Here is a 12,812-nt window from a genome sequence, read left to right on the forward strand (position 1 = left end):
GCTCCTTTTTACTAGAGCCACTCCATTTGATTATACTTGATGTAAAAACTTTACACAAACCGGGTAAGGGACAGAAACCGTTGATGGGAGGAGTGTCAATCGGCCGGTTTCTTTGTCTCTTTCAAACAAGACAAGGTTGCCTGTTTCTTCATTTGAAGCAACGAGGAACTCTTCCGTTGGGTCAAATACAAAGTCACGAGGCCAGTTTCCTTCTGTCGACACTCTTTCTACGAAAGCCAGCTCTCCTGAATATTGATTCACTTCAAATACGGCGATACTGTCATGGCCGCGGTTTGCGACATAAACAAAACGTCCGTCCTGCGTGACATGTATTGCGCTTCCCTGGCTGTTATCTGTAAAATCATCAGGGATGGCAGAAACGACTTGGATTTCTCTAAATTCGCCGGCTGTCGGGTTGTATTCAAGCGCAATCACTTCATTGCTTAATTCTGTCATGACATAAGCGTATTTTTCTTTCGGATGAAAAGCGATATGGCGAGGTCCTGCACCGGGAGCGAAGGAATGGCTTCCGGATTCAGTCAACACACCGTCTTTAAGCTTATAGGTGTAGAGCTTATCTATACCTAAATCAACCGCTACCACATAATTGTGTTCAGGTGTGAACCCCGCGTAGTGTGTATGCGGTTTTTCTTGTCTTTCGTGCGGCCCTTTTCCTGTGTGAGCGGCCTCTGAAACAGGTGATTGCAAGCTGCCGTCTTCCTGAACCGGAAAAACGTGTACCTTCCCGCTGTGATAATTGGCAGTCAGTACGAATTGATTTTGATCATCAACGCTTACGTGGCATGGCGAAGGGCCATCAATTAACTGATGATTCAGAAATGTCAATTCGCCGCTGTTTTTATCGATTTGATAGGCAGCAACTCCGCCTTGGCCGTCTGCTTTTTCGATGGAATAAAGGATGGTGTTGTTTTTGTTCGGCGCCACATATGTCGGGTTGCCCAGCTTAGCGGCCAGCTTTGGCTCGCTGAGTGCTTTTTTCTCAGTATCAAGCTCAAATGAATAAATTCCTTCGCTTCCGCCTTTTGTATATGTTCCCACATATCCTATGTATTTTGTCATGCGATTTCCCCCTTAAAAATGATGTCACCTCTATATTAACGTATCTTGATAAAATAAGCTGTTCAAAACATGAAAAAGGGGAAGATTCTTCATTCGCCTCGAATCAGCGGCATTGTGCAGCACCTGAAGGAGCCGCCTGATTTAATAATTTCTGACAGGTCAATTTCGATAATGTGATAGCCTCTTTTCGATAGCTGTTGATTGACATGGCGGTTGCCAGGGAGACTGATGATCGTTTTTTTTCCGATTGAAAGGACGTTGGTGCCAAGCGTAAATTGTTCGTCCTCGGGCACCTCAATAAGATCATAACGTTTTGCCAGCATATCGGCTGCATCTGGCTCAATGGCCTGTGGATAAATTAACGCTTCGCTTTCAGATATAATGTTAAATACGCAGTCCAAATGCAAAAATTTTTCATGAAGCTTCACTGGAACGATCGTATATTCAGGAAGTGCCTCTTCCAGCTGGCCGATAGCTGAAATGTCGGTGCGCTGGCTGATTCCGACATAGACAATGTCATCATCGATAATGACGTCTCCGCCTTCAATACTCGTATCAAGCATGCGGGTGTAAGAGATACCTTGGCTGTGAAAAAAATCTTTTATAACGGCTTCTTCTCCTTGGCGAATCGGTTCAGTCATGCTTGACAGAAAGGCTTTTTCTCCGATGACAAATCCTATGTCCCTAGTAAAAACCTGTTCTGGGAGCCCGTCGCGAACGGGCAAAAGGACGACCTCAACGTTGTGTGACCTAAGTGCCTCCACTAAGCGGCTGTGCTGGTCGTTAGCGGTTTTTACATGAATATTGTCATCTTCAAAATGTTTTTGTGTTTCGTTTATAACATCTTTTATGGTCATGTGCTCAGGTTTGCATAAGATCACTTTCTGAAGTGTGCCGTATTCCGTTCGGCATACCGTTTTGTGCTGAGATTTCGGGATGGATACGTCCATTTGTTTTTCCTCCTAAAGTGTGAAGAATACATTTATTATTCCCTCATCATGAAAATCATTAAACCATTTTAAATTTTAGACAAATGGAAGAGAATATTGTTTAATAGGAGAATATAAGTGCATTTAGCTAAAAGATCAGACATCAAAGGGGAGAAAGGTATGGAAACACCGGAAACAAGATTTTGTAAAGAGTCAAAGGTTGTGAAAACCAGCAGGGTGTTCCCGCTTGACACGAACAACCATAATACGCTGTTTGGCGGAAAATTAATGAGCTACATAGACGACATTGCCTCTATTTCAGCGGCGCGCCATTGCAGACGTGAAACGGTAACAGCTTCAATGGATTCTGTAGATTTTTTAAAGCCGATCGGGCAAAAGGATTCTGTCTGCCTAGAGTCCTATGTGACATGGGTCGGCACATCTTCTATGGAAGTATTTGTGAAAGTCATTAAAGAACATTTGATGACTGGCGAACGGGAACTCGCTGCCACATCCTTTTTGACGTTTGTCGCATTAGATTCAAATGGCAAGCCGGTGCCTGTACCGAGGGTTGTACCGGAAACAGAAGAAGAAATCATGCTGCATAATACAGCTGTACAGCGCGCTAATGAACGTAAGAACCGCAAGAAACACAGCCAGGCGCTTGCAAATGCGCTCGGAACTGATAAGCCTTGGTGAACGTTAAACCCAAAACATAAGTTGTTTTGGGTTTTTTTGTACTTTTCAATGGTGATTATTACAATGGTTAGTCCGTTTTTGCTAGGGGATTCTATAAAAAAGCAACAAATGTCATGTTAAATTGATAATTTTGTGACAACTTTATTAAAGATTCATTTTAGATATATCTTTTATTCGTAAGATCATGTATTTTAAAGATATATTTTAAATACATCTTTTCGAAAGGATTGTTTATAAAATGTTAGATAACAAAACAATCGACATTATTAAAAGCACTGTACCCGTATTGCAACAGCATGGAGAAACAATCACTGGCCGTTTTTACGATCGGATGTTTCAAGACCATCCAGAGCTTTTGAACATTTTTAATCAAACAAACCAAAAGAAAAAAACACAGCGAACTGCACTGGCAAATGCCGTTATTGCAGCTGCGGCAAACATTGACCAATTAGGAAACATCATTCCGGTTGTCAAACAAATCGGCCACAAGCACCGCAGTATCGGAATTAAGCCTGAGCACTACCCAATCGTCGGTAAATATTTGCTGATTGCGATTAAAGATGTATTGGGAGACGCTGCAACTCCTGACATTATGCAGGCATGGGAAAAAGCGTACGGAGTCATTGCTGACGCGTTCATCGGAATTGAAAAAGACATGTATGAACAGGCTGAAGAGCAAGCCGGCGGCTGGAAGGAGTATAAGCCATTCGTTATCGCAAAAAAAGAGCGGGAAAGCAAAGAAATTACATCTTTTTATTTGAAACCGGAAGACGGCAAGCCGTTACCTGAATTCCAAGCAGGGCAATATATCAGCATCAAAGTGCGGATTCCTGATTCTGAATATACGCATATCCGCCAGTACAGCCTGTCTGATATGCCGGGAAAAGACTATTATCGAATTTCAGTGAAGAAAGATGGTGTCGTGTCTTCCTACTTACACGATGGGCTGCAGGAGGGAGATTCAATAGAGATCAGCGCACCGGCAGGGGACTTTGTTTTAGATCATGCATCACAAAAAGATCTCGTTTTGATCAGTGCCGGAGTTGGCATTACACCAATGATCAGTATGCTTAAAACTTCTGTTTCCAAACAGCCTGAACGGCAAATTCTGTTCATTCATGCGGCGAAAAACAGTGAATATCATGCATTGCGCCATGAAGTAGAAGAAGCAGCAAAACATTCTTCTGTTAAAACAGCATTTGTGTATCGCGAGCCGACAGAGGAAGACCGTGCAGGTGATCTGCATTTTCATGAAGGACAGATTGATCAGCAATTCCTCAAAGAACTGATTGCCAACACAGATGCGGATTACTATATTTGCGGTTCACCGTCGTTTATTACGGCAATGCATAAGCTTGTATCAGAGCTCGGATCAGCGCCGGAATCTATCCATTACGAGCTATTCGGCCCGCAATTAAGTTTGGCGCAGTCCGTTTGAACACATACATGAAACTCTTCTCCTTTCAGAGAAGAGTTTTTTATTGAGATATAAGAAGGTAGACAAGCGCCGGTTTCTACATCCGGACAATCACAGACCCGCCGCCATTTGTGCATACACGGTTTTGCTGTTCTTGCATTGTTCTCAGTAATTCATTGTTTACCTCAATCGCTCTAATTAGTTGCTCCATCCTTAGCTCCAAACCGGCCAGCCTGTCGATTGTTTGCTGCTGGTAGCCCTCGGGTTGGGGAGCCAATGGCAGATCAAAGGGCCAAAGGGTATTCGACTTCTGATTTTTCATATTGCGTATTGCGCCTCCAATCGGTGTCACTTTCTATTATGTTATGTTCAGGCGATATGCACGTTCGCCTAGACACTGATGCATAGAGGGCCTGCCACGGGGCACAATAGGCTCAATATGACCAGCGGATGGAGGTAAAGATCGGTGTTATGGATGGTATGGGTATTTTTACTGAAGCCAGTTATCGTATTTTCGATTGCATATATTTTGTTTCGGCTTGCCGGTAAAAAAGCTGTGTCACAAATGAACAATTTTGACCTGCTTTTGACCTTCGCAATCGGAACCATTATCAGTGAGCCGATCCTTACATCCAAGCTGCCGATGTCAATTTATTATGCGGGTGCTTTTTTGGTGCTTTATCTTATCATGAGCAAGCTCTCTTTATCTAATAAATGGCGATGGCTCCTGGTCGTGAGCCCGACTGTCCTAATCCGAAACGGGGATATTGATGAACGCGGCCTTCGTAAAGAAAGGCTGACTGTTAATGAACTGCTCGGAAAGCTGAGGGAAAAGGGCTATGCCGACCCGGCTGACATTGATCTTGCTATCATTGAAGAAACGGGAGAAGTAAGCGTCATCCCGAAAGAGGAAGCGAGAGCGGTGCAGGTGCGGGATTTGAATATGGAAGCTGAACGGAATTTTATCCCGATTCCGCTCATACTGGATGGCGAAATCCTTGATCATAATTTGAAATATCTCCAAAAAAACCGATCCTGGCTGTTTGAGAAGCTTGAGGAAAAAGGGTACAGCCCCAAACTGCTGTCTTCGATTACCCTTGGCACGATGAATGCACGCGGTGATATATCCCTTGATTTAAATACCGCTAATGAACCGCAGCATGATCCTTACTTATATAAACCGGGAAATAACAATTAAGATGGCTCTCTCTTGTAATGAGAGCTTTTTTTCTTTTTTAAAGGGAATTTTTGTTTGGTGTCAAATGTACCTAGTTAGGAGGGGAACTGAACATGAAGGACTTATCCATAAGAAACGACATGGCGCCAACGGTCAGTTTGCTGTATTCCGCAGTGGAAGAAAACAGTCTCCGTCTGGCTTCCATCGTAAGCCATATGACACACAGTGAACTTTACTATAAGGGGCGCTGCCAAACAAAAAACAGCACGGCTCAGCTTTTGCACCATATCACAAATGTTGATATCAGATGGGTCTGGCGTATCAAGGAAAATCGGATACCGGACCATATTGAACAGGCATACGGCCCGATGACAGATGAAAGCGGACGGCTGCCTGAACCGGTGAATCAGCCAGACTTAGATGAACTCCTGAAAAGACATCAGCATGTAGTAGACGAGCTGAAATCGGTATGCTTCACTTTAACTGAAAATGCTTTGAACCAGCCGCTTTCCTTCGAAGGTGACACCGCGACGATACGATGGGGAATTTGGCATATGGCAGATCATAACCGCTATCATCAGGCACATATTGAAGCTCTCAAAAAAGAATGGAAGCAGGATGTGGCGAAGTATGAACGCTAAAACGAAGCTTGTGACTGATCGAATTCGTTTGCGCTGTATGGAAGATCGGGATCAAGCCACTTTGTTTGGGCTGCTTTTTAATGATCCTGACGTCATGACATATTATTCCGGTTTAAAAGATAAGAGGCAAACCCGCGAGTGGGTCAATTGGAACCAACGAAATGAAAAAGGGTACGGCGTTAGTCTGTGGATCGCCGAAGATAAGCTGACAGGGGAGTTTTTGGGGCAATGCGGCATCGTTCCCCAGCAGATCGAAAATCAAACCGTAATGGAAATTGGCTATATGTTTGCCCGCCGCCACTGGGGGAACGGCTATGCGCAAGAAGCGGCTCGGGCCTGTCTGGACTATGGCTTTAACGAGCGGCAGTTCGGCAAAATGGCGGCTTTGATTGATCCGGGTAACAAAGCGTCCATACGGGTAGCGGAGAAAATCGGCATGCATTACAGCAAAACGATCAGAAAATGGAATAAACCGATCGCGGTATATGAAAGAAAATCTTACAATTGAAAGATAGAGCTGAGTTTAGTATCATGATATCATGTAAAGTTTTCTAGGGTTCCGCATGTCAATTGACATGGACTGGTCCGAGAGAAAACACATACGCGTAAATAGAAGCGCGTATGCACACGGAGGGAAAAAAGCCCGGGAGAGTCAATCTCATGTGAGACGACTGTCCGGGGTTTTTTTGTTTTCGGAGAATCTTAATAGATAGAAAGGAATGACTCAAAATGAAATGGGGATTGGTCGTGCTTGCCGCTGTTTTCGAGGTTGTTTGGGTGATAGGCTTAAAGCACGCTGACTCAGCCTTAACATGGAGCGGCACTGCCATCGGCATCATATTCAGCTTTTACCTTCTAATGAAGGCGACTCACAGTCTGCCTGTTGGTACCGTGTATGCCGTCTTTACCGGGCTCGGCACAGTGGGGACAGTACTTAGTGAAATCGTTCTTTTTCATGAACCGGTTGGATGGCCGAAGCTATTGTTAATTGGCGTGCTCTTAATCGGTGTAATCGGGTTGAAGCTTGTGACACAGGATGAGACAGAGGAAAAAGGAGGCGAGGCATAATGCTGCACTGGATCAGTTTATTGTGCGCGGGCTGTTTAGAAATGGCCGGCGTGGCCCTTATGAATCAATATGCGAAAGAAAAAAGCGTGAAATGGGTGCTGTTGATCATTGTTGGTTTTGCCGCTTCATTTTCCTTGCTGTCGTACGCAATGGAAACCATTCCGATGGGAACGGCTTACGCGGTCTGGACAGGAATTGGCACCGCCGGCGGGGCGCTTATCGGCATCCTCTTTTACAAGGAGCAGAAAGACGCCAAACGGATCTTCTTTATCGCGTTGATTTTATGCTCAGCAGTTGGTTTAAAAATTCTGTCATAAATTGATTTTTATCAAATCTTCAGTATAATGGATAAATAGTTTAGACTTACAAAGATAAGAGGGATTATTCATGAAATCATATATGACTCAGCGGTTGGACGAATACCGTGACGGAAATGAGGATAAAGGTCGGCTCTTGGTCAGCTGCCCCGATCAGCCGGGTATCGTCTCTGCAGTTTCCGCGTTTTTATTTGAACACGGTGCCAATATTATAGAATCAAATCAATATACGACAGACCCTGAAGGCGGCCGGTTCTTCCTGAGAATCGAATTCGACTGCGCAGGCATTCGTGAAAAAAAATCATCACTTCAGGCAGCGTTTGCCTCTGTTGCGGAAAAATTCGACATGACATGGAGCTTAACTTTGGCAAGCGAATTGAAGCGTGTCGCCATTTTTGTATCAAAGGAGCTCCACTGCCTGCATGAGCTGATTTGGGAATGGCAAACCGGCAACCTGATGGCGGAGATCGCTGTTGTCATCAGTAACCATGAGGAAGCGAGAGAGCTGGTTGAGCGCCTGAACATTCCATTCCACTATATGAAAGCGAACAAAGACATCAGAGCGGAAGTCGAAAAGAAGCAGCTTGAACTGCTGGAGCAGTACGATGTTGATGTCATCGTGCTCGCACGCTATATGCAGATTCTAACTCCTGATTTTGTTTCGGCTCATCCGAATCGCATCATCAATATCCACCATTCATTCCTGCCTGCTTTTATCGGTGCGAATCCGTACAAACGGGCTTACGAGCGCGGCGTGAAACTGATCGGTGCGACATCTCATTATGTGACAAACGATCTTGATGAAGGGCCGATCATTGAACAGGATATTGAGCGTGTGGACCACCGCGATAATGCGGAAGCGCTGAAAAACATCGGAAGAACAATTGAGCGCAGCGTGCTTGCCCGTGCTGTGAAATGGCATTTGGAAGACCGTGTCATCGTTCATGAAAATAAAACAATCGTCTTTAACTAGACTGCAAGAGGCCCGCGCAATGCGGGCTATTTTTGATGACAAAAAACCTTGACAAGTGTCTTTTTTCTTTGCATAATATAAAAAAATCATTGAGCGTTGAAGAGGATTAGTAAGCAGACCTTTCTGTGACAGAGAGCAAAATGAATCGCTGAAACATTTTGCCGCATGAAACCTGCCGAACCTGCCTTGGAGTCCTAGGGGGAAAACCTAGGCGCATAACCTGGCGTTACAGGAGAGCGGAGCGTGCACAAGCGCGTTCAATCAAGGTGGTACCACGGAAACCCATTTCGTCCTTATGAATCAGGATGAAATGGGTTTTTTTATTGTAGAAGAGCCGCGGAGGAGAATAAATGAAAAAACAAAGAATAGTAGTGAAAATAGGAAGCAGTTCGCTCACGAATAGCAAAGGAAGCATTGATGAGGCAAAAATCAGAGAGCATGTTCAGGCGATTTCCGTGTTAAAAAAAGCGGGGCATGAAATGATTCTGATTACCTCGGGTGCCGTAGCGGCGGGGTTTTCCAGCCTCGGTTATCCATCCCGTCCCGTTACCATCAAAGGAAAACAGGCGGCGGCCGCGGTCGGACAAACACTGTTAATGCAGCAATATATGAATCAATTTAAACAATACTCACTGACTCCGGGACAAATCCTTTTAACGAGAAATGATTTTTCGAAAAGAGAACGGTACCGAAACGCGTATGCTACGATAATGGAATTATTAGAGCGCGGCGTCATTCCGATTATCAACGAGAACGATTCTACGTCTGTTGAAGAATTGACATTCGGAGATAATGATATGCTTTCTGCGTTAGTCAGCGGATTGATTCACGCGGACCAGCTCATGATTCTCACCGACATTAACGGACTGTATGATGCCAATCCAAATGAAAATCCTGAGGCGAAACGATTTGATTATTTGCCGGAGATCACGCCTGAATTGCTTGGATATGCAGGTTCAGCTGGATCAAAGGTCGGCACCGGCGGAATGAAATCAAAGCTGTTAGCCGCACAAACCGCGCTGTCTCTGGGAGTGAAAGTATTCATTGGAACAGGCAGCGGAGAGCAAAAACTTGCGGACATTTTGGACGGCAGGGGAGATGGCACTTATATCGGAGACAAAGAACTATCTTCGGTTAACAACACGAGGCAGTGGATTCAGTTCCACTCGCCGATATCGGGAGAAATTATCATTGATGCGGGTGCCGAGGAGGCGATGATCCATAATGGAAGCAGCCTTTTGCCCGCTGGCGTTGTGGGTGTGAACGGAAGCTTTCCGAAAGGGGCGGTTGTGGAAGTCAGGGGACCGGGTGGCGTGATCGGCAAAGGCCAAACTCATTACTCCTCCGAGGAGATTATGGAGGCTAAAGGCAAACGCAGTGACGAACTTGATTTTGAGAAAACGTTTGAGGTTATTCATAGGAATGACTGGGTCAATGTAAAAGACTAGGAGGCGGAAAAATGAGTGAAGTTTCTGTAAAAGCGAAGCTGGCGAAAGAAGCAGCAGCCGAAATGATCATGAAAACAACAGCCGAGAAGGATGAGGCGCTCAGCCTCATTGCAAACGGACTCCGCAAAGAACTGGATTTTCTCTTGGCGGAGAATGCAAAAGACATTGTGAACGGAAAAGAGAATGGTCTAACACCGGACATCATTGACCGTCTCACATTGGATGAGAAACGTATACGCGATATCGCGGACGCGGTGGAGCTCTTAATCGACTTAGCGGACCCAATCGGCGACTCTCTTGAAACGATTGAAAAAGAAAACGGCCTGTTTATTGAAAAAATCCGTGTGCCGCTTGGTGTCGTAGGAATGATTTATGAGGCGAGGCCAAACGTCACAGTTGATGCGGCTACCCTTTGCCTGAAGACAGGGAACGCGGTTGTGCTGCGGGGAAGCTCCTCAGCCATCCACAGCAACAAAGCGCTCGTCAGTGTCATTTACAGAGCACTTGAGCAATCAGCGCTTCCGATTCACGCTGTGCAGCTGATTGAGGATACGAGCAGAGAGACAGCAAAAGAGCTCTTTACGTTAAATGATGGTTTAGACGTATTGATTCCGCGCGGAGGCAAGAAACTGATTGATCTCGTTGTGAGAGAATCAACAGTTCCTGTATTAGAAACGGGAGCAGGAAACTGCCACATATTCATTGACGAAACAGCCAAACCGCAAATGGCAGAAAAGGTTGTCGTAAATGCCAAAACGCAGCGCCCTTCCGTATGCAACGCGATTGAATCATTGCTGATTCACAAGGCTTGGGCAAGACAGCACGGGAAAGAATTGCTGGACCAGCTGGAAAACGCGGGAGTTGAAATTCGGGGTGATGAATTGGTGTGTGAACTTCATCCTTCAAGCAAACAAGCATCAAAAGAAGATTGGGAAACCGAATTTTTAGCGCCTGTCCTCAGTGTAAAGACGGTTGAAAACGTCCAAGAAGCTGTGAAGCATATCCAACAATACGGCACCAATCATTCAGAAGCGATTTTAACTGAAAATGACAAAAACGCGGCATATTTTCAAACGGCTGTCGATGCTGCCGCTGTCTATCATAACGCGTCAACCCGCTTTACCGACGGCTTTGAATTCGGCTACGGAGCCGAAATCGGCATCAGCACGCAAAAGCTTCATGCAAGAGGACCGATGGGGCTTCCTGCACTGACTTCTACAAAATACATCATTAAAGGAACTGGGCAAATCCGTGAATAGCAGGGCAATGTTCAATGAAAAAGCTTATCTCATTACGAGATAAGCTTTTTTATACGAGAAAAATTGACATTTCGAATTTAATTGTGTACAATTTAATTGTATAAAATATATTGGGGGAATGAAAAATGAGTCAGCCATTATTTACAGCAACTGTTTCAGCGGTAGGAGGAAGAGAAGGAAAGGTCATTTCATCAGACCGCGTTCTTGAGCTTGATGTCGCAATGCCGGGGACACCGAGAGCCAAGAAATTAGAAAAAGCGACAAATCCAGAGCAGCTGTTTGCAGCAGGTTATGCAGCTTGCTTTGACAGCGCCCTGCAGCTTGTCGCAAGAACAGAACGGGTAAAAGTAGAGACAGAGGTTACAGCGAATGTTAGCCTGTTAAAGGATGAAGCGGACCAGGGCTATAAGCTGGGTGTGACGCTGCAAGTAAAAGGAGAAGGAGTCAGTGCATCAGAATTGGAGGCGCTTGTGAAAAAAGCGCACGGCGTCTGCCCGTACTCAAAAGCAACCTCCGGAAATATTGATGTGACACTTGAAGTTGCTGAATAAATAAAAAGAGGATGCCTGTACAAGGCATCCTCAATTTTTTTGATGAAGTGTTTCCAGCAATGTATATAGAGCGGATTTTAACTGTTTGAGATCCTCCCCAGACTGCTTTGAGAGCTCCAGAATTGTCCCTGGAATGTCAACCGCTTTTTCTTTTAATAACGCTCCGTCCTCTGTCAGGCTGATCAACACGGACCGCTCATCCTCTTCAGATCTTTTTCTCGTAATCAAACCCTGTTGTTCCATTCGTTTAAGCATCGGAGTGAGCGTCCCTGAATCTAAATACAGCTGTTCGCCCATTTTTTTGACAGTAAGCGTTTCATGTTCCCATAACAATAGCAAAGCCAAATATTGAGGGTATGTTATATTCAGCTTATCAAGCAGCGGCTTGTATTGCTTTGTCATTTCCCGCGAACTCGCATATAGCAAAAAACAAAGCTGATTCTCCAATTTCATATGATCAAATTTATTTTCCATTTTGTTCACCAACTCTTTTTTGTCATTCGATTCTATTGTATCTGAAAAACCTCACTTTTCCTATTCTCGGCAAACATAGCATGTTTAAAAAGATCAGAAAGGGAAATATAACAACTAGATACAAATAAGGAGGTTGGGAAATATGGCACTATTTACAGCAAAAGTAACCGCGCGAGGCGGACGGGCAGGACATATTACATCAGATGACGGTGTTCTTGATTTTGATATTGTCATGCCAAATGCCAAGAAAGAAGGACAAACCGGCACAAATCCGGAACAGCTCTTTGCGGCAGGTTATGCTGCATGCTTCGGCGGCGCGCTCGAACACGTAGCCAAAGAGCAGAATATCGAAATTGATTCGGAGATTGAAGGGCAGGTCAGCCTCATGAAGGATGAGAGCGACGGCGGGTTTAAAATCGGTGTCACACTTGTTGTGAACACGAAAGATTTAGATCGGGAAAAGGCACAAGAGCTTGTCAACGCCGCTCATGAATTCTGTCCTTACTCAAAGGCAACCAGAGGAAATGTTGATGTAAAACTAGAATTAAAATAATGACCGGCATCCTGAGTGTTCTCAGGATGTTTTTTTGGTGTCGGAGCATGCGGGGCGGGCACAGATTTTTGATAAAACGTCAGAGAAGCGTTTGAAGCATGCCTTTAAACCAAAAGTTACAGATGAAGGGAGCGGCTGGCTCGGTGTCTGCCAAGCTGAATTCCGGCGCGCATGATTGCTGTTTTGTATTTGCACAGAGCATAGCGCTACTTGGAGAAATAACAAG

General features: G+C 44.9%; 16 protein-coding genes, 1 pseudogene and 1 riboswitch. Of the genes and pseudogenes, 13 read left to right on the forward strand and 4 right to left on the reverse strand.

Annotated elements, in window-relative coordinates; all coding sequences use genetic code 11:
- Nucleotides 1-30: 30 nt before the first annotated feature.
- Both pgl and NSU05_RS06935 read right to left on the reverse strand, forming a co-directional pair.
- On the reverse strand, nucleotides 31-1,080 hold the full coding sequence (pgl, locus tag NSU05_RS06930) for a 6-phosphogluconolactonase (RefSeq protein WP_038428841.1): 1,050 nt from the start codon (nucleotides 1,078-1,080) through the stop codon (nucleotides 31-33).
- Between the two features lie 89 nt (nucleotides 1,081-1,169).
- A complete protein-coding gene (locus tag NSU05_RS06935) occupies nucleotides 1,170-2,030 on the reverse strand; it encodes a dimethylarginine dimethylaminohydrolase family protein (protein ID WP_038428842.1) in 861 nt (286 codons plus the stop codon).
- 159 nt (nucleotides 2,031-2,189) lie between these two features.
- On the opposite strand from NSU05_RS06935, the gene NSU05_RS06940 reads away from it, so the two are divergent.
- Together NSU05_RS06940 and hmpA are read left to right on the forward strand one after the other, a co-directional pair.
- On the forward strand, nucleotides 2,190-2,708 hold the full coding sequence (locus NSU05_RS06940) for an acyl-CoA thioesterase (protein WP_003232595.1): 519 nt from the start codon (nucleotides 2,190-2,192) through the stop codon (nucleotides 2,706-2,708).
- Between the two features lie 238 nt (nucleotides 2,709-2,946).
- On the forward strand, nucleotides 2,947-4,146 hold the full coding sequence (hmpA, locus tag NSU05_RS06945; RefSeq protein WP_038428843.1) for an NO-inducible flavohemoprotein: 1,200 nt from the start codon (nucleotides 2,947-2,949) through the stop codon (nucleotides 4,144-4,146).
- A gap of 76 nt (nucleotides 4,147-4,222) precedes the next feature.
- Here hmpA and NSU05_RS06950 read toward each other — a convergent pair whose 3' ends face one another.
- The gene (locus NSU05_RS06950; RefSeq protein WP_015252245.1) at nucleotides 4,223-4,447 is read right to left on the reverse strand and encodes a hypothetical protein; all 225 of its coding nucleotides are present in this window, start codon (nucleotides 4,445-4,447) and stop codon (nucleotides 4,223-4,225) included.
- 144 nt (nucleotides 4,448-4,591) lie between these two features.
- Here NSU05_RS06950 and NSU05_RS06955 point away from each other — a divergent pair, with 144 nt between their 5' ends.
- The 9 genes from NSU05_RS06955 (at nucleotide 4,592) to NSU05_RS06995 (ending at nucleotide 11,559) form a co-directional block, all read left to right on the forward strand.
- Complete coding sequence (locus NSU05_RS06955; protein WP_015715759.1) at nucleotides 4,592-5,323, forward strand: DUF421 domain-containing protein; 732 nt, start codon at nucleotides 4,592-4,594, stop codon at nucleotides 5,321-5,323.
- 92 nt (nucleotides 5,324-5,415) lie between these two features.
- Nucleotides 5,416-5,943, forward strand: coding sequence for a DinB family protein (locus NSU05_RS06960; protein ID WP_038428844.1), 528 nt, complete (start codon nucleotides 5,416-5,418; stop codon nucleotides 5,941-5,943).
- Nucleotides 5,933-6,451, forward strand: a complete 519-nt coding sequence (locus NSU05_RS06965) for a GNAT family N-acetyltransferase (RefSeq protein WP_038428845.1) — start codon at nucleotides 5,933-5,935, stop codon at nucleotides 6,449-6,451. Before NSU05_RS06960 ends, NSU05_RS06965 begins: the two co-directional genes overlap by 11 nt.
- Before the next feature lie 32 nt (nucleotides 6,452-6,483).
- Nucleotides 6,484-6,595, forward strand: a riboswitch (guanidine-I (ykkC/yxkD leader).
- Between the two features lie 77 nt (nucleotides 6,596-6,672).
- Complete coding sequence (gene ykkC, locus NSU05_RS06970; RefSeq protein ID WP_038428846.1) at nucleotides 6,673-7,011, forward strand: multidrug efflux SMR transporter subunit YkkC; 339 nt, start codon at nucleotides 6,673-6,675, stop codon at nucleotides 7,009-7,011.
- On the forward strand, nucleotides 7,011-7,328 hold the full coding sequence (gene ykkD / locus NSU05_RS06975) for a multidrug efflux SMR transporter subunit YkkD (RefSeq protein WP_015252242.1): 318 nt from the start codon (nucleotides 7,011-7,013) through the stop codon (nucleotides 7,326-7,328). Before ykkC ends, ykkD begins: the two co-directional genes overlap by 1 nt.
- A gap of 70 nt (nucleotides 7,329-7,398) precedes the next feature.
- Nucleotides 7,399-8,301 (forward strand): formyltetrahydrofolate deformylase, encoded by a 903-nt coding sequence (purU, locus tag NSU05_RS06980; RefSeq protein ID WP_003245802.1) that lies wholly within the window; start codon nucleotides 7,399-7,401, stop codon nucleotides 8,299-8,301.
- A gap of 350 nt (nucleotides 8,302-8,651) precedes the next feature.
- A complete protein-coding gene (proB, locus tag NSU05_RS06985) occupies nucleotides 8,652-9,749 on the forward strand; it encodes a glutamate 5-kinase (RefSeq protein ID WP_014479591.1) in 1,098 nt (365 codons plus the stop codon).
- 11 nt (nucleotides 9,750-9,760) lie between these two features.
- Nucleotides 9,761-11,008 carry a glutamate-5-semialdehyde dehydrogenase gene (proA, locus tag NSU05_RS06990; RefSeq protein WP_038428847.1) on the forward strand — a complete coding sequence of 416 codons (1,248 nt, stop codon included), beginning with the start codon at nucleotides 9,761-9,763 and terminating at the stop codon, nucleotides 11,006-11,008.
- 125 nt (nucleotides 11,009-11,133) lie between these two features.
- A complete protein-coding gene (locus NSU05_RS06995) occupies nucleotides 11,134-11,559 on the forward strand; it encodes an organic hydroperoxide resistance protein (RefSeq protein WP_003232574.1) in 426 nt (141 codons plus the stop codon).
- 30 nt (nucleotides 11,560-11,589) lie between these two features.
- Here NSU05_RS06995 and ohrR read toward each other — a convergent pair whose 3' ends face one another.
- A complete protein-coding gene (ohrR, locus tag NSU05_RS07000; protein WP_038428848.1) occupies nucleotides 11,590-12,033 on the reverse strand; it encodes an organic hydroperoxide resistance transcriptional regulator OhrR in 444 nt (147 codons plus the stop codon).
- Nucleotides 12,034-12,175: 142 nt separating this feature from the next.
- Between ohrR and NSU05_RS07005 the strand changes: the two genes are divergently transcribed.
- Nucleotides 12,176-12,586 (forward strand): organic hydroperoxide resistance protein, encoded by a 411-nt coding sequence (locus NSU05_RS07005; protein WP_003232570.1) that lies wholly within the window; start codon nucleotides 12,176-12,178, stop codon nucleotides 12,584-12,586.
- A 34-nt stretch (nucleotides 12,587-12,620) separates the two neighbouring features.
- Nucleotides 12,621-12,790 (forward strand): annotated as a pseudogene (locus tag NSU05_RS07010) (hypothetical protein).
- The last annotated feature ends 22 nt before the right edge of the window (nucleotides 12,791-12,812 follow it).

It is taken from the genome of Bacillus sp. EU52 (assembly GCF_037964975.1).
GTDB classification, from domain to species: Bacteria; Bacillota; Bacilli; order Bacillales; family Bacillaceae; genus Bacillus; species Bacillus subtilis.

Bases quoted from the DNA above. Each gene is read 5' to 3' on its own strand.
- pgl (WP_038428841.1), bottom strand. From the start codon at position 1,080: ATGACAAAATACATAGGATATGTGGGAACATATACAAAAGGCGGAAGC.
- NSU05_RS06935 (WP_038428842.1), bottom strand. From the start codon at position 2,030: ATGGACGTATCCATCCCGAAATCTCAGCACAAAACGGTATGCCGAACG.
- NSU05_RS06940 (WP_003232595.1), top strand. From the start codon at position 2,190: ATGGAAACACCGGAAACAAGATTTTGTAAAGAGTCAAAGGTTGTGAAA.
- hmpA (WP_038428843.1), top strand. From the start codon at position 2,947: ATGTTAGATAACAAAACAATCGACATTATTAAAAGCACTGTACCCGTA.
- NSU05_RS06950 (WP_015252245.1), bottom strand. From the start codon at position 4,447: ATGAAAAATCAGAAGTCGAATACCCTTTGGCCCTTTGATCTGCCATTG.
- NSU05_RS06960 (WP_038428844.1), top strand. From the start codon at position 5,416: ATGAAGGACTTATCCATAAGAAACGACATGGCGCCAACGGTCAGTTTG.
- NSU05_RS06965 (WP_038428845.1), top strand. From the start codon at position 5,933: ATGAACGCTAAAACGAAGCTTGTGACTGATCGAATTCGTTTGCGCTGT.
- ykkC (WP_038428846.1), top strand. From the start codon at position 6,673: ATGAAATGGGGATTGGTCGTGCTTGCCGCTGTTTTCGAGGTTGTTTGG.
- ykkD (WP_015252242.1), top strand. From the start codon at position 7,011: ATGCTGCACTGGATCAGTTTATTGTGCGCGGGCTGTTTAGAAATGGCC.
- purU (WP_003245802.1), top strand. From the start codon at position 7,399: ATGAAATCATATATGACTCAGCGGTTGGACGAATACCGTGACGGAAAT.
- proB (WP_014479591.1), top strand. From the start codon at position 8,652: ATGAAAAAACAAAGAATAGTAGTGAAAATAGGAAGCAGTTCGCTCACG.
- proA (WP_038428847.1), top strand. From the start codon at position 9,761: ATGAGTGAAGTTTCTGTAAAAGCGAAGCTGGCGAAAGAAGCAGCAGCC.
- NSU05_RS06995 (WP_003232574.1), top strand. From the start codon at position 11,134: ATGAGTCAGCCATTATTTACAGCAACTGTTTCAGCGGTAGGAGGAAGA.
- ohrR (WP_038428848.1), bottom strand. From the start codon at position 12,033: ATGGAAAATAAATTTGATCATATGAAATTGGAGAATCAGCTTTGTTTT.
- NSU05_RS07005 (WP_003232570.1), top strand. From the start codon at position 12,176: ATGGCACTATTTACAGCAAAAGTAACCGCGCGAGGCGGACGGGCAGGA.